Here is an 18,833-nt window from a genome sequence, read left to right on the forward strand (position 1 = left end):
CGAACAGAATGTCGTGATAATACCCATTATCGGGTTCAGAATACAATTGAGGAAAGATTTTGAAACATTTTACCCCTTGCTACGTATTTATTTACATGTGGAATGCTCAGTTAGGATGAATTTGCGGCAGAGAGAGGAGGAACAGGGGATGGAAACAATTTATTGGGGGTGTCTAATCGGAGGGGCGATATTTGCGGTTGTCAGCCTTGTGCTGGGTGACTTGATTGATGGCTTGCTGGACGGAGCTTTTGAAATGCCAGGTCTTGATTTTTTCAAACCCGTTGTGTTAGCTGGTTCCATTACAACCTTTGGTGGGGCAGGTATTTTGCTGATACGTTATAGTTCATTAAGTGCAATGTCCGGTCTAATACTATCCCTGCTTATAGGTATTGCTGCAGCCATGCTGGTATTCTTCGCATATATCAAACCGATGCGTAACAGCGATGTCTCCATTGCATTTTCAATGAAAGAGTTATCAGGAAAAATTGGGGAAATCACCATTCCGGTGCCGGAAAAAGGTTTTGGCGAAGTAATGATCCGCTTTGCATCCGGTAGTACGATTCAAACGGCATCCAGTTTTGAACACCTCCCCATTGCGGCGGGAGCCCGTGTTGTCGTGGTGGATGTTGTAGATGGTGTACTGCGTGTGTCGGAATGGGATGAAAATGTACTTAAAGATTTATAAAGTATTCTTATCACCTAAGTAATTTAAGCACTCATCATGAATAAGGGGAGAGATGTGGAATGGAAAATTTGAATTGGGATGTTTTATTGATTCCCATAGTTGTAGTCGGAGTCATTCTAATTTTGGGTCTGGCTTTCTGGGCGAGATACAAAACGGTTGGACCGGATGAGGCAATGATCGTTACGGGATCATTCCTGGGTAGCAAAAATATCTCCGATGATGATTCTGGACGGAAAATTAAGATTGTTCGTGGTGGCGGTGCATTTATCCTGCCGGTATTCCAGCAATCCGAGTTTATCTCCTTGTTATCCCACAAGCTGGATGTCTCCACACCTGAAGTGTACACGGAGCAAGGGGTTCCGGTTATTGCTGACGGTGTGGCTATTATCAAGGTTGGAGGCGCTGTAGAAGACGTTGCTACGGCAGCTGAGCAATTCATCGGTAAACCTGTAGAAGCGCTGAGAAGCGAAGCACAGGAGGTACTGGAGGGGCATTTGCGGGCCATCCTCGGTACAATGACGGTGGAAGAAGTATACCGGAACCGGGATCGGTTTGCGCAAGAGGTTCAAGGCGTAGCAGCTAGAGATTTGAAAAAAATGGGTCTGCAAATTGTCTCATTTACCATCAAGGATGTTCGTGACAAACAGGGCTACCTGGACGCTCTCGGTAAACCGAGAATTGCGGCAGTGAAGCGTGATGCCGAGATTGCTGAAGCGGAAGCAATGCGTGATGCGCGTATTCAGAAGGCTAATGCGGAAGAACAGGGCCAAAAAGCAGAGTTGCTGCGGGATACCAATATCGCCGAGGCAGCCAAAGAGAAGGAACTGAAAGTAGCCACGTTTAAGCGGGATCAGGATACAGCAAAAGCGGAAGCCGATCAGGCATACCATATCCATGAAGCGCGTGCGAGACAGACCGTGGTGGAAGAAGAAATGAAGGTTGAACTCGTTCGTAAAGAACGTGAGATTGATCTCCAGGAAAAAGAAATCGTCGTACGTGAGAAGCAATATATGATGCTGAAGTGAAGAAAAAGGCAGAAGCGGATCGTTATGCGGTAGAGCAAGCTGCCGAAGCGGATAAAGCCAAAAGAATGCGTGAAGCCGATGCTGTACAGTACTCCATCGAAACACATGCCAAAGCAACAGCTGAGCAGAAACGACTTGAAGGTCAGGCCATGGCGGATGCGGAACTTGCCAAAGGTACAGCAGATGCAGAAGTTATTCGTTTGCGTGGTCTTGCAGAAGCAGAAGCAAAAGAAAAACTGGCCGAAGCGTTCCAGAAGTTTGGCGAAGCAGCTGTACTCGATATCATTGTCAAAATGCTGCCTGAACTGGCTGGTAAAATTGCAGAGCCAATTGCATCCATTGATAAACTGACGGTGGTAGATACAGGTAAAGGTGAAGGTGCAGCACGAGTGAGTAACTATGTTACTGAACTTATGGCGACCGCTCCAGAGATGCTCAAAAGTGTATCCGGCATCGATGTAGAGCAGCTGATTAAAGGCCTTACGAAGTCTAAAACACCTGCGCCAGTTGCCATTCAACAGAGCGAGACTGTTACAACTCCTTCTATAATCGACAAGATTGTGGAAAGAGCTGGAGTTGACGAGTAAGAAGCACTTCGAATCTTGCATGGTTGCTCTATTGACCTTAAGGCGAATTTTTGTTACTTTTTAAGCGAGACGTCCGGCGCGGTTTGCCCGCTTCGGGTGTCTTTTCGTTCGTAACAGGGTGTGACTTAATCACACCTAAGATGGTGTGAAAAAGAGGTGCAAACAATGAGCAGCTTGCATGTAGATAAAGCGCTAAATAATAATGTAATCATTGCACAGCATCCAGAACACGGGGAAGTCGTTGTTATTGGTAAAGGCATTGGCTTTAACCGAAAACCGAGTGATCACATTCCATTGATGGCTGTGGAGAAAATGTTTATTTTGAAAAACCAGCAGGAGCAAGAGCAGTACAAACAGCTTCTTCCACAGGTGGATGAAGCACTGATCGAGATTATTAACGAAGTTATTACGTATATTGCAGAGCGTACGGACGTTCCTCTGAATGAACATATCCATATTGCATTAACCGATCACATTTCTTTCGCGTTAAAACGCAAGGAGCAGGGCATTATCATACAAAATCCATTTTTATATGAAACCCGCGAGATTTATCCTGAAGAATATCGAATGGGAGAATACGCTGTTCGTCTGATCAAAGAGAAAATGGGTGTAGATCTGGGGATGGATGAGATTGGTTTTGTTGCCCTCCATATCTATAGCGCAATGACCAATCAAAATATATCCCAGGTACGTGAACATTCACAATTGATCACTGATTTGGTGAACCTGGTGTCTGATCAACTCGATTATTCGTTTGAAACGGAATCGCTTGATTACTCTCGTTTGCTGACTCATCTTCGTTTCGCCCTTGAGCGTGTTCGGCGTGGAGACAAAGTGGAGGAGCTTCATAAGTTGGATTCCCTGCTTAAGTTGGAGTATCCCGAAATGTACTCGCTTGCATGGAAACTGACCAAAGTGATGGAGAAAAGACTGAAACTGCCGGTTTATCCTGCGGAGGTAGGTTATCTGACCATTCATCTGCAAAGACTGAATCAGCGGAAGGAAGAAGAGAATAAGTGAGGTCATTCCAGTGATGGAATGTGGAATTTATTTTTTTGGTGTAAAGGCTTGCAATAGGTTAGAACTGGTGCTACAATGGTTTCCGTAATCAAGCAACTGAATAAACATAAGCGACGTGTTACTGACTCGATCAGGCATGAGTTAATTAAAGTGTGATTGTTCTTTCCTTGTACAGGGTATGCTATACCCCAAGGTTGGCACAGTTTACTTTGTTAATTCATGCCTTTTTTGTGTTCCCTTGCTTGCATCACAACATATAAATTAGACGAAAGGGAGAAACGACGCGATGTTCAAAAAGCTTTTTGGTGTATTGCAAAGAGTAGGTAAAGCTCTCATGCTGCCTGTAGCCATTCTACCTGCGGCAGGTTTGCTGCTCGGAATTGGTAACATGCTGGTTAATCCAGATTTCTTGCAATATGTAACGGCGCTCGACACCCCTTGGGTGAACTCGATCGCAACAATTATGATGAACGCAGGTCAGATCGTATTTGATAATCTGGCATTGCTGTTCGCCGTCGGCGTAGCTGTCGGATTGGCTGGTGGCGAAGGCGTTGCAGGTCTTGCAGCGATCATCGGTTACCTGGTCATGAATGTTACATTAGGATCTGCAGTAGGTGTTACTCCGGCAATGATCGGTGAAGTACCGGGTTATGCCAGCATCTTGGGTATCCCAACATTAAGTACAGGCGTGTTCGGAGGTATTATCATAGGTATTGCCGCCGCGCTGTGTTACAATCGATTTTTCAAAATCGAACTGCCGTCTTACCTCGGTTTCTTTGCAGGTAAACGATTTGTACCGATTATCACATCGGTAGTATCCCTTGTAATCGGGTTGCTTCTTGTGATTATCTGGCCTCCGATTCAAAATGGACTGAATGCTGTATCTCACTTCATGGTAGATACAAGTCCGACCTTGTCGGCATTCATCTTCGGAGTTGTGGAACGGTCATTGATTCCGTTCGGTTTGCATCACATTTTCTACTCCCCATTCTGGTTTGAGTTTGGTGAGTATGTGAATAAAGCCGGAGATGTTATTCGTGGGGATCAGAAGATTTTCTTCAGCCAGTTACGTGATGGCGTTGCTCTCACAGCAGGAACATTCCAAGTTGGTAAATTCCCGTTCATGATGTTCGGTTTGCCAGCAGCGGCACTTGCGATGTACCATGAAGCAAGACCGGAGCACAAAAAATATGTTGCAGGGATCATGGGTTCAGCTGCGCTAACCTCGTTCCTGACAGGGATTACAGAGCCACTTGAGTTCTCGTTCCTGTTTGTGGCACCAATCCTGTTTGCAGTACACTGTATCTTTGCAGGTTTGTCTTTCATGACCATGCAAATTCTGGGTGTAAAGATCGGTATGACCTTCTCCGGTGGGTTCATTGACTTCCTGATCTTCGGGATTATTCCGAACCGTACACCTTGGTGGGACGTTATTATTGTCGGATTGGTTCTTGCGGTGATCTATTACTTCGGTTTCCGGTTTATCATTCGCAAATTCAATCTCAAAACACCAGGACGAGAGGATGCAACGCCTGAAACCGAATCTGGCGGAGGCTCTGGTTCAACGGATGACCTGCCACATAACATTCTCGAAGCTTTCGGTGGCAAGGAAAATATCAAACATCTGGACGCTTGTATTACTCGTTTGCGGATTGAAGTTAATGAGAAATCCAATGTGAAAAAAGATCGTTTGAAACAATTGGGTGCATCTGGTGTACTTGAAGTGGGTAATAATGTTCAAGCCATCTTCGGAACACGTTCCGACACGATCAAATCTCAGATGCAGGATATTATTGCAGGACGAACTCCAGCACCAACGCCAGCAGCTGCCAAACCAACTCCTGAAGAGGAGAAGGCACAAGGTGAGCAGGGAGAGCGCATCGTTGCTGAGGATATCGTCATGCCAGTCAATGGTGAATTGCTGGACATTACAAACGTACCTGATCCGGTCTTTGCTGAGAAAATGACAGGTGATGGATTCGCAATTTTGCCACATGATGGTACGATAACTTCTCCTGTCTATGGTAAAGTGTTTAATGTATTTCCAAGCAAACATGCCGTGGGCATCATGTCCGATGGTGGCAAGGAAGTGCTTGTTCATATAGGTGTTAATACGGTGAAGCTGAAAGGTCAAGGCTTTAACGTACTGGTACAGGAAGGTGATCTGGTATCGGCAGGTCAGCCGATTATGGAAGTGGATCTGGAGTATGTCAAAGCAAACGCTCCTTCGATCATTTCACCAGTTATTTTCACTAACCTGCCAGAGGGCTCCACAGTAACTCTGAAGAAGAGTGGAGTGCTGAAAGTTGGCGAACAGCCAATCATTGAGATAAAATAAGAAGTGTTACGACGATGGCAAGCAAGTGTAAATATATGCAATGCCTAAACCAAACTACTGAAAGTGAGATGATTGTAATGCAACAAACATTCAGAATTACAGACGAAGATGGTATCCACGCACGTCCGGCGACAGCCCTGGTTAATACAGCAAACAAATTCAAAGGTGCAGAATCCTTTGCAGAAGCTAACGGTAAAAAAGTAACTTTGAAATCCATTCTGGGTGTTCTTTCCCTGGGATTGGAACAAGGCGACACTATCAGCATCATCGTTGAAGGCGAAGGCGAAGCTGAAGCTCTTCAAGCTTTGACTGACGTTATGGTTAACGAAGGGTTGGGCGAAATTAATGCTTAATGTCTCCGGGATCGCGGCTTCGGCGGGTATTGCTATCGCCAAGGCGTTTATCTTGGAGCATCCTGATTACTCTGTAGAAAAACGCCAAATCAACGACGTTGACGCAGAGATCGCGAAACTCGACTCAGCTCTGGGTAAATCCCAGGCTGAGCTTGAGGCGATCAAAGAGCGTACTTTACAAGAGCTTGGCGAGAAAAAAGCTGAGATTTTTGCTTCGCATTTGCTCATTCTGAATGACCCGGAACTGATTGATCCGGTTAAAGCTAGAATTGCGGATGACATGATCAATGCAGAATTTGCTTTGAACGAAACGGCATCACAATTTATCTCCATGTTCGAGAACATGAAGAGTGCATACCTGCAGGAACGTGCAGCAGATATGCGTGACGTTACCAAACGTGTGCTAAATCACTTGCTTGGTATCGACTTCATGAGTCCAGCTGAGATCAATGAAGAAGTGATCGTGCTTGCGGAGGATCTAACACCTTCCGACACGGCTCAATTGAACCGCCAATTTGTTAAAGGTTTTGCAACTAACATTGGTGGACGTACTTCTCACTCGGCGATTATGGCTCGCTCTCTTGAAATTCCGGCTGTTGTTGGAACCAAGGACATCTTGGCTCAAGCGAAACAAGGCGATATGATTATTGTTGACGGTCTGGATGGTCACGTATTGGTTAACCCTACTGATGAAGTTATTGCTGAATACCGTGCCAAACAGGAACAGTATGATGCACAACGTGCAGAGTGGAGAAAACTTCGTGATGAGCCAACGGTAACGGTGGATAACGTTCATGTTGAACTTGCAGCCAACATCGGTACACCAAATGATGTAACGGGTGTTCTGGAAAATGGCGGCGAGGCTGTAGGCCTGTACCGTACCGAGTTCTTGTACATGGGCAGAGACAAGCTCCCTTCCGAAGACATTCAGTATAATGCTTACAAAGCGGTACTGGAAAAAATGGAAGGTAAACCTGTCGTTGTTCGTACACTCGACATCGGTGGAGACAAAGAGCTTCCATACCTGGACTTGCCAAAAGAAATGAATCCATTCCTCGGCTTCCGCGCAGTTCGTCTGTGTCTGGACCGTCTGGATATCTTCCGTACACAATTGCGTGCATTGCTGCGTGCAAGCGTACATGGAAACTTGCGTGTCATGTTCCCAATGATCGCAACACTCGGTGAATTCCGTGAAGCAAAAGCTGTCTTGCTCGAAGAGAAAGAGAAGCTGGTTGCTGAAGGTATTGCTGTTTCTGACAGCATTCAACTCGGAATCATGGTCGAAATTCCTTCGACTGCAGTTCTGGCGGATCAGTTTGCCAAAGAAGTGGATTTCTTCAGTATCGGAACGAACGATCTGATTCAATACACGATGGCTGCTGACCGTATGAACGAACGAGTGGCTTATCTGTACCAGCCTTACAACCCAGCCATTTTGCGTTTGGTTAAAATGGTTATCGATGCAGCGCATCGTGAAGGCAAATGGGTTGGCATGTGTGGTGAGATGGCAGGAGACGAAACAGCAATTCCATTGTTGCTTGGTCTTGGATTGGATGAGTTCAGCATGAGCGCAACCTCCATCCTGCCAGCTCGTAGTCAGATCACTAAGCTGTCCCGTGCGGATATGCAGGAACTGGCTGCTAAAGCTCTGGATATGCAAACGGCTGAACAAGTCGTTGAATTGGTTCAAAGCATTCAAGCGTAATTTTGCCGGGGTTTCCTCCGGATTTGAGGTTTTTTCTTTTTCCGATAATGAGCTGCATTGATGCAGCGATTTTGCCGGTATCCGCGAATCATTGTGGATATCGGCTTTTTTTGTTATAAATGTTGAGAAATACTCTAACAGGATGATGGCGAGCTGTAAGAGTGGCATCTTTAAAGGGGAAGGCAACACAAAAAGCTCTTGCTGATTGGAACATCAGCAAGAGCCTTCGTTATAACAATGATTTGATTAACTGCACGCGCAGTTCAGTACAGGTTTGCGGGCGGCGGTAGTCTCATCGAGTCGAGTAACCGGTGTGCCATAAGGTGCGTTCAGGACTAATTCTGGTGTCTCTTCCGCTTCTTTGGCAATCCGTATCATCGTATCAATGAACCCATCCAGCGTTTCTTTACTTTCGGTTTCTGTCGGCTCGATCATGATGCATTCTTCGACGTTGAGCGGGAAGTACACCGTTGGTGGATGATATCCAAAATCAAGCAATCGTTTGGCAACGTCAAGTGTACGCACACCATATTGCTTCAAACCCCGACCAGACATGACAAATTCATGTTTACATACGCCTGGATATGGAATCTCGTAGTAAGGGGCGAGACGGGCCATCATATAGTTGGCATTCAGTACCGCACATTCAGAGACACGGCGCAAACCTTCCGGTCCATAAGTGCGAATGTAGGCATAGGCACGTACCAAAATACCGAAGTTGCCGTAGTAGGCTTTCACCCGACCAATGGATTGATCTCCTTCACAATCGAATGCATACATACCGTCATCATTTTTAATTACCATTGGCTTAGGCAGGAACGGAATCAGGCGATTCTTCACACCAACTGGTCCGGCGCCAGGTCCACCACCGCCATGAGGTGTACTCATCGTTTTGTGCAGGTTCAGATGCACCACGTCAAAGCCCATATCACCCGGACGGGTAATGCCCATAATGGCATTCGAGTTGGCTCCATCGTAATACAACAAGCCACCAGCCTGGTGTACGATGGATGCAATCTCCTGAATGTCTTTCTCGAACAAACCAAGTGTATTCGGGTTTGTCAGCATCAATGCTGCCGTATCCGAACCAACAGCTGCACGGAGCGCGTCCAGATCGACCAGTCCATCTGCGCGGGATGGAATCGTCACAGTTTGAAATCCTGCAACGGTAGCACTTGCCGGGTTGGTCCCGTGAGAAGAATCGGGCACGATGACTTTGGTACGTTGTTCGCCACGAGCTTCGTGGTAGGCACGAATCATCATAAGTCCAGTCCATTCTCCATGGGCACCAGCGGCGGGTTGCAAGGTCACAGCGTCCATACCTGTCAGACCTGCAAGGTCGTTTTGCAACGTATATAACAGTTCAAGAGCACCTTGAATGCTGGATTCATGCTGGTACGGATGGATTTTGGCAAAACCGTTATAACGGGCAACATCCTCATTGATCTTCGGATTATATTTCATTGTACAAGAGCCCAGTGGGTAGAATCCGTTATCTACACCGAAGTTGCGACGGGATAGCGCAGTATAGTGTCGAATAACATCTACCTCGAACACTTCCGGCAGTGCCGCTGCTTCCGAACGGAGCATTTCCCGGGGAATCAACGTATCCGCAGCCTGACGAGGAACGTCACATTCTGGCAAGGAATAAGCGACACGTCCCGGGCTGCTGAGTTCAAAGATCAATGCTTGCTCCGGTGCAGGGGATAAGGTCTGTGCGTTGAATTTTTCTGTCACAGATTGAGCCGAAGTGGAGACAGAGGTACCTGTTTCCGATTGTCCTTGTACCGATGTTGTCGTTGTCGTCGTTGTCGTTTCCTGAGTCACAGCGATCCCTCCAATGCTCGTGCGAATTCGTCAATCTCTTCCTTACTGCGTCGTTCGGTAACAGCAATCAGCATATGTCCGGCAAGCTCCGGGTAATCACGTCCGAGTTCGTAACCACCAATAAAGCCCGCATCCAGCAATTTCAACTGAAGGGCATCCACGTCGGTTCCTTCAGGAAGCTTAATAACAAACTCATTAAATGTTGGTGCATTAAAAGTAAGGCTAACTCCAGGAATCGCAGTTAATGTATTGAGGGTGTAATGACTCTTTTGCAAATTCAGATCCGCGACATCGATCATGCCCTGTTTACCCATGATGGACATATACACAGATGCGCTGAGTGCAAGCAAAGCCTGGTTGGAACAGATATTGGATGTCGCCTTTTCGCGGCGGATGTGCTGTTCACGTGCTTGCAGTGTCAGTACAAAACCACGCTTGCCGTTGCGATCCGTTGTTTGGCCTACAATTCGGCCAGGAATTCGGCGCATATGAGGCTGGGATACGGCGAAATATCCGCATGTTGGGCCGCCGAGTGAAGCGGCGATGCCGAGGGGCTGCGCATCACCTACAACGATGTCGGCACCCAGCTTGCCTGGGGCTTCCAGCAGACCCAGCGATAGCGGGTTAGCACTTACAACGAGCAGGCCCTTGTGCGCATGCACGAGGTCAGCGGCTTGCTTCACATTTTCCACTGCACCAAAGAAGTTCGGGCTCTGGATCATGACAGCAGCGGTATCGTCCGATATGGCGGCTTGCAGGGCATCCCAATCAGTGACGCCATCCTTATAACCAATCTCGACAATCTCCAAACTCAATCCGTGCGCATACGCCTGCAATACCTGACGGGCTTCCGGATGAACGGTACGGGATACGATGAGCTGTTTGCGACGAGTTGCCGCTGCGGCCAGGTTTCCTGCTTCGGCAAAGGCAGTTGCACCGTCATACATACTGGCATTGGCCACAGCCATACCGGTTAATTCACAGATGTAGGATTGAAATTCGAAAATGGCCTGTAGTTCACCTTGGCTGATCTCAGGCTGATAAGGTGTGTAGGCAGTGTAGAACTCGGAACGGGATATGACATGATTGATGACGGAAGGAACATGATGATCATATATACCTGCGCCGAGGAAGCTGGCGTGTGTTTCGAAATTGGCGTTGGCGCCAGCTTGTTTGGACATATGACGTGTCAGCGCATATTCATCGAGTTTGGAGGATACGGGCAGCTCGCCCTGATAACGAATCTCCTGCGGAATGTCCTGAAACAGATCCTCCAGCGTATCCACACCGATGGTTGCGAGCATGGCGCTCTGATCTTGCTCAGTCATGGGAATGTAACGGTGCTTGCTCATGCTTGATCAGCTCCTTGAGTAGGTGTCTTCGACGTACGTGTCCGTTTATGAAAAGGGGTCTTCACGACCTCGGCTTTTAGTTTCTTGCCGCGGATCTCAATCTCAAGCGGGGTTCCCAGCGCAGCGTATTTGCTGTCGATGAGGGCAAGCCCCAGATTACGCTTCAATGTAGGTGATTGCGTGCCTGTTGTCACTTCACCAATCTGTACGCCTTCGGCGTAAATCGGATAGTGGGGGCGAGGAATACCACGCTCCAGCACTTCGATGCCGACCAGTTTGCGGGCGAGCCCGTCAGTTTTTTGCTGTAACAAGGCTTCGTGTCCGATAAAAGGTCCGGCGTTCAGCTTCACAAACATGCCAACGCCAGCCTCAAGCGGAGAGATGGTTGCCGACAGTTCCTGTCCATACAGGGGGAGCCTTGCTTCAAAGCGCAGTGTATCCCGGGCACCAAGTCCGGTTGGTACGAGTCCGTGACCTTCACCGGCTTTCATTAATCCATTCCAGACCACAGCAGCCTGGTCCGCAGGAACATATAGTTCAAAGCCATCTTCACCGGTATAACCGGTACGGGACAACAGTAATTTTACTCCGCATACTTCAGCATCCTGCACAAAACGAAACGGTTCAATCGAGCTTACATCCGTATCTGTAACTTTCCCGATAATGTCTACAGCCAGTGGACCTTGCAAGGCGAGCAGCGCCGTCTGCTCCGAATCGTTGGTCATGCTTACGCCAGGGATCAAGTGCTCTTGCAGCCACGCCCAATCCTTGTTGATGTTGGAGGCGTTAACAACGAGCATATAATGCTGATCTTCCAGCTTATACACAAGCAGATCATCCACCACACCGCCATCTGGATAACACATCAGGGTGTACTGGGCTTGACCGGGAACCAGCGTGGTCACATCATTGGTCGTCATTTGTTGCAAAAAAACTTCAGCCTGCTCACCCTGTACTGTGAATTCGCCCATATGGGATACATCAAACAGTCCCGCGCGCTCGCGTACGGCTTCATGTTCTTTCTGGATTCCGCTAAATTGTACCGGAAGCTCCCAGCCTCCAAAATCAATGCACCGTACGCCTTCGTATTGCTGATACAGTGGGAAGAGTGGTGTTCTAAGCAAATCGGACATCAAATCACCTCGTCATGGGCCGTCAGCCGGCCGGATATACAATCGTGGATCAATGAACCAGGGTATTTTTAAATTTTCAGCTAGATACTTTCATCACATAAGTATGGTAAGGCAGCTATGACAGCGCCGATCTGAATCCTGTTTTTCGTTTTTTGGGAAAAAGGAAAAGGACAGGCCAAAGAATCGGCATGCCAAGTAGCACGCTGTATTCTAAGGCTCTGTCCCTTGTACCTGAGAGTTACCCCGCTACGTTGTGCAGCAGGTTTCCCCTTGGGTGATCATAACGCCCGCACAGGGCGAATAGATGCTCTCCAGAGTTGCGTCCCGTAAAAGTCCTTTTGCCTGAGAGATTCACCCCCGCTTATCGGTGGTTTACTCCTTCGGCGTTACCTCATGTGCATCCCGAATCGGGTGTCACGGGTAATCTCTCCCTTTACATTCATCCGCGGGTATAACATAGTCCAATAAACACATTTACTCCTCTCATTAAAACGTGAATCCACTACTGATGTCAAGAACGATATCATAGATAATGATTAAAAACCGAATATTTAATATTATTTTAATAATATTGTTCGTGTATTTATAAAGAGTGCGCTTACTATTCTAATATTCACCAGTATATGAAGAAAGAGTGTAATCCGGTTACAGGATTTAGAGGTGTTCAGCAAATAAATTGTGAGGTATCTTGACATTTGATTCAAAAATATCATACGCTATGTTCTGGGAAAAAGGTTAAGGTCAAAGAACGCATGTACTCATTAATGAAAAGCGAGGCGGATATCGATGAGCGAATTGAAAAGTGATTTCCTGTACAGTGAAGAGCACGAATGGGTGCAAACCGTAGGGGAGGATACTGTACGTATTGGCATTACCGAGTTCGCGCAGCATCAGCTGGGTGACATTGTGTTTGTGGAATTGCCTGACCTTGAAACTAATGTAAAAGCAGAAGACAGCATTGGAACGATCGAATCGGTCAAAACGGTTTCGGACTTGTTTTCTCCAGTCACTGGTTCAATCATTGCGGTGAATGATTCGTTGCAGGACTCACCTGAACTGGTAAACAGCTCTCCTTACGAGGAAGGCTGGATGATCGAGATTCGTGTTGAGGGAGATCTGTCTGCAGCATTGTCCACATTGATGAATGCAGATGCGTATCGCAAACATACCGAAGAATAGAATCAATGAACTTGTACTTATTAACATATGATTTTATAGAAAAATGAGATGTGCTTCATGTTATTGCGACCTGTGTGAGCTTGATGCTTGCACAGGTTTTTTTGTGCTTTCCAAGGAACGTTGTGAATACTGATTCAGGCAGATTGTGATGCAAATTGTCTGATTAGACCAAGCTATAGGTTAGAAAATGATTTTGGAAATGATAAAAGTCATAGGCGAGAAAAGCCTTATGTACCAATGAGTTCAGCCATTATGCATAGATAAAAACGATTACATAACCTAATGTTGTCATCATTGTTCATGACGAAAGTACGCTTTCATTTCATTGAACAGGAGAGCATTCTCGCTTAGGATTACAGCAGGGGAGAAATGATACCCCTTTCATAATCATAATCACTTGATCCAAGGAGGATAATACAATGAGTAATTTGGACCAATCGTCCAATTCCAAAGGTGGGCTACGGGTTGGTGTTCAGCGTTTTGGCCGATTCCTGAGTGGTATGGTCATGCCGAATATGGGAGCGTTCATCGCCTGGGGATTAATTACGGCTCTGTTCATTCCAACAGGCTGGTTCCCTAACGAGACGCTTGCCCAGCTAGTCGATCCGATGATCAAATATTTGCTGCCACTGTTAATCGGTTACACCGGGGGTACGATGGTGCATGGCCAGCGTGGTGGTGTCGTGGGTGCCATTATGACCATTGGGGTCATCGTGGGTAGCGATATTCCGATGTTCCTCGGGGCCATGATCGCTGGACCTCTGGCAGCATGGATCATCAAAAAATTCGATAAATCGATCGAAGGTAAAATTAGAGCCGGATTTGAAATGCTGGTTAACAACTTCTCAGCCGGTATTATTGGCGGAATCTTGGGCATATTTGCGCTACTGGGCATTGGGCCTGCTGTAGAAGCCATTAGCAAAGTATTGTCTGCCGGGGTGCAAGGCTTAATGAATCTGGGCTTGCTGCCGCTGGTCAACCTGATTATCGAACCGGGTAAAGTATTGTTCCTAAACAATGCAATTAACCACGGTATTCTTACGCCTATTGCAACAGATCAAGCAAGAGAATTAGGGCAATCCGTATTATACATGCTTGAATCCAACCCGGGTCCGGGACTTGGTATCTTGCTTGCTTACTGCTTCTTCGGACGCGGAATGGCCAAATCTTCTGCACCAGGTGCCGTTATCATTCATTTCTTCGGGGGAATTCATGAGATCTACTTCCCTTACATTCTGATGAGACCGATTCTGATTCTTGCCGCAATTGCGGGTGGCGTCGCAGGTACATTAACATTTATGCTCACCGGAGCAGGACTTGTTTCAGCACCATCACCGGGTAGTATTATCGCGTATTTCCTCTTAACACCAAAAGGTGGATACCTGCCGATGCTCGCAGGGGTGCTTGTAGCAGCCGTCGTTTCTTTCCTTGTGGCAGCATTGTTGCTGAAAACGGGTAAACAAAAGGACGAAGATCTGGAGTCCGCATCCAGTCGCATGAAAGATATGAAGAGTCAAGGAACCGTGCCAAACGCTGGCATTACGGCTAACCAACGTGAAGCAGACAGAGCTGCGGATATGGCCTTTTCTACTGTGAAAACAGATGTGAAAAAGATCGTCTTCTCCTGTGATGCAGGTATGGGATCGAGTGCCATGGGCGCTTCCATTCTACGCAAGAAGATGAAGGCCGAGGGGATTGACGTTACGGTGACCAATACGGCCATCAGTGATATCCCGCCGGATGCAGATGTGGTGATCACACAACAAGTATTAACCGATCGTGCCCGCTCTGTGGCGCCGAATGCAGAACATATATCCATCGACAACTTCCTAAAAAGCCCGGAATATGATGCGCTCGTTGAACGTCTGAAGTAATTGCACGCATTCGTTTTCCCTGAGCCGGAGGCTGAGATATGAGTATTACCAAAAGACAACGCGAAATCGTGGAGTTTCTGTTGGAGCACCCACATGAAGTCACTGCCGGCGAAATCGCCGTTGAAGTAAAAGTCAGTACCCGAACGGTTCATCGCGAGCTTCAAATGATTGAACAATGGCTTGAACCTTTGGGGATGAGACTGGAAAAAAAATCAGGAACCGGTATTCGAATTGATTCCGGTTCGGATGATCTGACTGCATTGCGACAGCAACTGGAGGGTAAAGAATATGTAGAGTTTACGCCAGAAGAGCGTAAGCTCTTCATGCTTTGCATCCTGCTTGATGAGTCAGAGCCTGTGAAGTTGCTTGCTCTTGCTTCGGATCTGAAGGTGACTGTGTCCACGGTAACCACTGATCTGGACGATCTGGAGTTACGGATTCTTCAGGCTGGACTGAAGCTGGTCCGCAGGCGTGGATATGGTGTCAAAATTAACGGAAGTGAGACGTTTCATCGCACAGCCATTGCTGCACTTGCCCTCGAATTTCTGGATGAGTCTGATCTGTTCGGAAGACAGCCAGAACAAGGAGGCTCCATCGTAAACCAAAAACTGCTGGATATGATTGGACATGGTGATGTGCTAACGGTCGAAAATGCGTTATGGCAGCCGGATATCGAATGGCTGGAGAACATCCCGGAACGGCAATACATGAAGCTGCTGATTCAATTATCCGTAGCAGTTGTACGTATCCGTAAAGGCTTTGGCATTGGGCGTATATCTCCCCGGGAGAAGAAGGGAGATGAAATTGCAGAGCAGGGTGAGATAAAGGTTCCGCCTTATCTGGCTTCCCGCTTGTGCAGTGTTCTATCCACCCAGCTGGGGCTGACATTCTCCCAAGATGAGCAGGCTTATTTTCACAGACTATTAATTGAGACAGAACAACGGATTCACTCTTCACGGCTGTTGCCGATAGACGACTTGATTTTACTGGACAGGGTACATTCACTGATTGATCAGATGCAGGCTAGAACTCATTATGCCTTTCATGAGGATCGTTTGCTTCGTGAGGGTCTGATTGGTCATATGCAACCTGTAATGGAGCGAATTGAAGAACAGCAGATCATTCGTAATCCGTTGCTGCAGCAGATTCGAAAGGATTATGATTCACTCTTCGAAGATGTCAAAAAATCCGTGCATCAAGCTTGGCCGGGTGTGAAAGTTCCGGATGAGGAAATTGGTTTCTTGGTCATGCATTTTGGAGCTTCCATTGAGAGGTTGCGTGCATTGAAACGGGAAATCAGGGCGATCATTGTGTGTACAAGCGGAATCGGATCATCACGTATGCTTTCCAGTCGACTGACGAAGGAGATTCCCGAGATTCGGATCATGGACAGTGTGTCCTGGTATGAAGCTACGCGAATCCCTACAGATGAATATGACCTGGTGTTATCCACTGTCGATCTGCCGATGGATGAGCATCAATATTACAAAGTGAGCCCACTGCTCACGGCAGAAGAGAGTGAGCAGCTGCGTCATTTTATCAGGACAACAACGTTACAACGACAGCATCACAAGCCGCAGGAAACAGAGGTTCAGACGACAAGTCGTTACTCGAACCCTGACGGAATGGAAGCTATTCTGGTTGAAATCGTCCGGATTATCGGGAAGTTTCAGGTGTACTCGCTGGATAACCAGGATATTGGTTTCTATAAAACCGTATATGCGATGTGCAACGTCCTCCATGAATCTGGTGTGTTGAAGGAACCGGAGGAGATTGCGAAACGGTTGGAGGCACGTGAAGCAGTGGGGAGTCAAAAGATTCCCGGCACAAGACTTGCGCTGTTCCATACACGCAGTGAGGGCATCTACAGGCCGTCTATCAGCCTATTTCAGCTCACTGAGCCACTCCTTCGTACGCCGGATGATCCGGCAGGAGTTACCCATATCCTCTTGATGCTCGGTCCCAGAGAATTATCCAAGGAAAGCCTGGAGGTTCTCAGTGAGATTAGCGCACTGTTATTGCAGGAAGAAATGATTGCATTGCTGGAGAAGGGAATCAGGGATGAACTCATTCATTACCTTTCCCAGGAACTGGTTGGATTTTACCGCAGTAAAACCGAAATTGGAGGTCAAAAATGATGAGTATGTTAACAACAGATAAAGTCATCTTGAATGCGACGGCTCAGGACAAATATGAAGCGATTCGTATGGCAGGACAGATTCTGAAGGATGCAGGACATATTACTGCTGATTACATTGAGAAGATGATTGAACGCGAAGAGATTGTCTCGACCTATGTAGGGAACGGACTTGCGATCCCGCACGGTACGAAGGAATCCAAATCTTTCATTTTATCCACAGGTATCTCTGTCATTCAGTATCCACAGGGTGTTGATTTTGGCGAAGAAAAAGCCTATATGGTGATTGGTATCGCGGCTCAAGGCGGGGAGCATATGGAGATCTTGACTAGCATCGCGGTGATCTGTGCTGAAGATGAGAATATGGAGGCCCTGCGACTGGCGAAAACAGCCGAAGAAGTTATTGCTATTCTGGAAAGTGAAATGGAGCTATGAAGGCCCTACACTTTGGCGCAGGTAACATTGGACGCGGGTTCATTGGATTGATTCTCTCCCGTGCAGGGTATGAGGTGATTTTCTCCGACGTGAATCAGGACTTGGTAACGGCTCTCCAGCAACGGGGACAGTACACGGTGGAACTGGCTAACGAGAGCAAGGATCAGGAGACCGTCACGGGTGTAAACGCAATCGATGGGACTCAGTTAGAAACGGTTGCCCAAACTGTGGTGGAAGCAGATATGATTACAACCGCAGTGGGTGTAGGAGTACTAAAGCATATTGCACCAGGCATTGCGAAAGGACTTGAGAAGAGACTGAATTCAGGTCCTGCTCAAAACCCTCTCCACATTATTGCTTGTGAGAACGCCATTGGAGCCAGTACGCAATTGAAAGAACATGTATATGCTCTGCTCAATGAAGACGTACGTTCCCTTGCGGATCAGTACATTTATTTCCCCGATTCAGCAGTAGACCGGATTGTGCCTATTCAGCATCATGAAGATCCTCTGCATGTACAGGTAGAGCCTTTTTACGAGTGGGTGGTGGATCGCTCCCAGATGGCTCCTGCATTCAAACCAGTTGAGGGCATTGTATATGTCGATGATCTGGAGCCGTATATTGAACGGAAGCTGTTCACTGTAAATACAGGGCATTGTGTTGCAGCGTATATCGGTAATGTGCATGGGTATGACACGATTCAGAAGGCTATTGCCGACGAAAAGGTAAAATCCATTGTATACGGCGCTTTGCAGGAAACCGGAGCTGTTCTGGTGAAACGTTTTGGATTTAATCCTGACGAGCATGAGCAGTATATTGTCAAAATATTGGGACGGTTCGTCAACCCGTATCTCACCGATGAGGTCACTCGTGTTGGTCGTTCCCCGCTGCGCAAGCTGTCTCCGAATGATCGTCTGGTTCGTCCGGCTCTTCAGGCCTATACGGATGGAACTGAAACGACCTATCTGGCTATGGGCATGGCAGCTGCCTGCAAATTCGATGTCTCCGATGATCCGGAAGCAGTCGAACTGCAGGACATGATCCGCCAGAAGGGGGTTTCGGCTGCACTGCATCATTATACGTCCATGGATGAGCATCATCCGGTGCTTCAACAGGCTGTTGCTCAGTATAACCAAATGTAAGAGCAGTGGTAGCGAAGCTAACAGTCTAGATAATGCATAAT

At 47.2% G+C, this 18,833-nt stretch carries 13 protein-coding genes, 1 pseudogene and 2 riboswitches; of the genes and pseudogenes, 11 read left to right on the forward strand and 3 right to left on the reverse strand.

The window, feature by feature from the left end; genetic code table 11:
• The first annotated feature begins 148 nt into the window (after window positions 1-148).
• The 6 genes and pseudogenes from QF041_RS27680 (at window position 149) to ptsP (ending at window position 7,713) form a co-directional block, all read left to right on the forward strand.
• Window positions 149-685, forward strand: coding sequence for an NfeD family membrane protein (locus QF041_RS27680; RefSeq protein WP_307416395.1), 537 nt, complete (start codon window positions 149-151; stop codon window positions 683-685).
• A gap of 59 nt (window positions 686-744) precedes the next feature.
• Window positions 745-2,297: pseudogene (locus tag QF041_RS27685) on the forward strand (flotillin family protein).
• A gap of 165 nt (window positions 2,298-2,462) precedes the next feature.
• Entirely contained in the window at window positions 2,463-3,317 is an 855-nt protein-coding gene (glcT, locus tag QF041_RS27690; RefSeq protein ID WP_047844046.1) for a glucose PTS transporter transcription antiterminator GlcT, read from the forward strand.
• Between the two features lie 286 nt (window positions 3,318-3,603).
• Window positions 3,604-5,655, forward strand: a complete 2,052-nt coding sequence (ptsG, locus tag QF041_RS27695; RefSeq protein WP_036617007.1) for a glucose-specific PTS transporter subunit IIBC — start codon at window positions 3,604-3,606, stop codon at window positions 5,653-5,655.
• Between the two features lie 77 nt (window positions 5,656-5,732).
• Window positions 5,733-6,008 carry an HPr family phosphocarrier protein gene (locus tag QF041_RS27700; protein ID WP_036617010.1) on the forward strand — a complete coding sequence of 92 codons (276 nt, stop codon included), beginning with the start codon at window positions 5,733-5,735 and terminating at the stop codon, window positions 6,006-6,008.
• The gene (ptsP, locus tag QF041_RS27705; protein ID WP_047844045.1) at window positions 6,001-7,713 is read left to right on the forward strand and encodes a phosphoenolpyruvate--protein phosphotransferase; all 1,713 of its coding nucleotides are present in this window, start codon (window positions 6,001-6,003) and stop codon (window positions 7,711-7,713) included. Before QF041_RS27700 ends, ptsP begins: the two co-directional genes overlap by 8 nt.
• 246 nt (window positions 7,714-7,959) lie before the next feature.
• Here the strand turns inward: ptsP and gcvPB are convergent, their stop codons facing one another.
• The 3 genes from gcvPB to gcvT form a co-directional block, all read right to left on the reverse strand.
• Complete coding sequence (gcvPB, locus tag QF041_RS27710; protein WP_076252999.1) at window positions 7,960-9,450, reverse strand: aminomethyl-transferring glycine dehydrogenase subunit GcvPB; 1,491 nt, start codon at window positions 9,448-9,450, stop codon at window positions 7,960-7,962.
• Between the two features lie 86 nt (window positions 9,451-9,536).
• A complete protein-coding gene (gene gcvPA / locus QF041_RS27715) occupies window positions 9,537-10,892 on the reverse strand; it encodes an aminomethyl-transferring glycine dehydrogenase subunit GcvPA (protein ID WP_307416396.1) in 1,356 nt (451 codons plus the stop codon).
• The gene (gcvT, locus tag QF041_RS27720; protein ID WP_307416397.1) at window positions 10,889-12,025 is read right to left on the reverse strand and encodes a glycine cleavage system aminomethyltransferase GcvT; all 1,137 of its coding nucleotides are present in this window, start codon (window positions 12,023-12,025) and stop codon (window positions 10,889-10,891) included. The genes gcvPA and gcvT overlap by 4 nt, the downstream gene beginning before the upstream one ends.
• Before the next feature lie 216 nt (window positions 12,026-12,241).
• A riboswitch (glycine riboswitch) is annotated at window positions 12,242-12,342 on the reverse strand.
• A gap of 3 nt (window positions 12,343-12,345) precedes the next feature.
• A riboswitch (glycine riboswitch) is annotated at window positions 12,346-12,468 on the reverse strand.
• Between the two features lie 343 nt (window positions 12,469-12,811).
• Here gcvT and gcvH point away from each other — a divergent pair.
• The 5 genes from gcvH (at window position 12,812) to QF041_RS27745 (ending at window position 18,792) form a co-directional block, all read left to right on the forward strand.
• Complete coding sequence (gene gcvH, locus QF041_RS27725; RefSeq protein WP_145323932.1) at window positions 12,812-13,204, forward strand: glycine cleavage system protein GcvH; 393 nt, start codon at window positions 12,812-12,814, stop codon at window positions 13,202-13,204.
• A gap of 419 nt (window positions 13,205-13,623) precedes the next feature.
• Window positions 13,624-15,078, forward strand: coding sequence for a PTS mannitol transporter subunit IIBC (locus tag QF041_RS27730; protein ID WP_307416399.1), 1,455 nt, complete (start codon window positions 13,624-13,626; stop codon window positions 15,076-15,078).
• 38 nt (window positions 15,079-15,116) lie between these two features.
• The gene (locus tag QF041_RS27735; protein ID WP_307416400.1) at window positions 15,117-17,216 is read left to right on the forward strand and encodes a BglG family transcription antiterminator; all 2,100 of its coding nucleotides are present in this window, start codon (window positions 15,117-15,119) and stop codon (window positions 17,214-17,216) included.
• Window positions 17,216-17,650, forward strand: coding sequence for a PTS mannitol transporter subunit IIA (locus QF041_RS27740; protein ID WP_145323925.1), 435 nt, complete (start codon window positions 17,216-17,218; stop codon window positions 17,648-17,650). Before QF041_RS27735 ends, QF041_RS27740 begins: the two co-directional genes overlap by 1 nt.
• Window positions 17,647-18,792, forward strand: a complete 1,146-nt coding sequence (locus tag QF041_RS27745) for a mannitol-1-phosphate 5-dehydrogenase (RefSeq protein ID WP_307416401.1) — start codon at window positions 17,647-17,649, stop codon at window positions 18,790-18,792. Before QF041_RS27740 ends, QF041_RS27745 begins: the two co-directional genes overlap by 4 nt.
• Window positions 18,793-18,833 lie beyond the last annotated feature (41 nt).

It is taken from the genome of Paenibacillus sp. W2I17 (genome assembly GCF_030815985.1).
Lineage (GTDB): Bacteria > Bacillota > Bacilli > Paenibacillales > Paenibacillaceae > Paenibacillus.

Excerpts from the sequence above, each read along its gene's own strand:
- QF041_RS27735 (WP_307416400.1), top strand. The coding sequence starts at position 15,117 with ATGAGTATTACCAAAAGACAACGCGAAATCGTGGAGTTTCTGTTGGAG.
- ptsG (WP_036617007.1), top strand. The coding sequence starts at position 3,604 with ATGTTCAAAAAGCTTTTTGGTGTATTGCAAAGAGTAGGTAAAGCTCTC.
- ptsP (WP_047844045.1), top strand. The coding sequence starts at position 6,001 with ATGCTTAATGTCTCCGGGATCGCGGCTTCGGCGGGTATTGCTATCGCC.
- gcvPA (WP_307416396.1), bottom strand. The coding sequence starts at position 10,892 with ATGAGCAAGCACCGTTACATTCCCATGACTGAGCAAGATCAGAGCGCC.
- QF041_RS27700 (WP_036617010.1), top strand. The coding sequence starts at position 5,733 with ATGCAACAAACATTCAGAATTACAGACGAAGATGGTATCCACGCACGT.
- glcT (WP_047844046.1), top strand. The coding sequence starts at position 2,463 with ATGAGCAGCTTGCATGTAGATAAAGCGCTAAATAATAATGTAATCATT.
- gcvH (WP_145323932.1), top strand. The coding sequence starts at position 12,812 with ATGAGCGAATTGAAAAGTGATTTCCTGTACAGTGAAGAGCACGAATGG.
- QF041_RS27740 (WP_145323925.1), top strand. The coding sequence starts at position 17,216 with ATGAGTATGTTAACAACAGATAAAGTCATCTTGAATGCGACGGCTCAG.
- QF041_RS27680 (WP_307416395.1), top strand. The coding sequence starts at position 149 with ATGGAAACAATTTATTGGGGGTGTCTAATCGGAGGGGCGATATTTGCG.
- QF041_RS27745 (WP_307416401.1), top strand. The coding sequence starts at position 17,647 with ATGAAGGCCCTACACTTTGGCGCAGGTAACATTGGACGCGGGTTCATT.
- QF041_RS27730 (WP_307416399.1), top strand. The coding sequence starts at position 13,624 with ATGAGTAATTTGGACCAATCGTCCAATTCCAAAGGTGGGCTACGGGTT.
- gcvT (WP_307416397.1), bottom strand. The coding sequence starts at position 12,025 with ATGTCCGATTTGCTTAGAACACCACTCTTCCCACTGTATCAGCAATAC.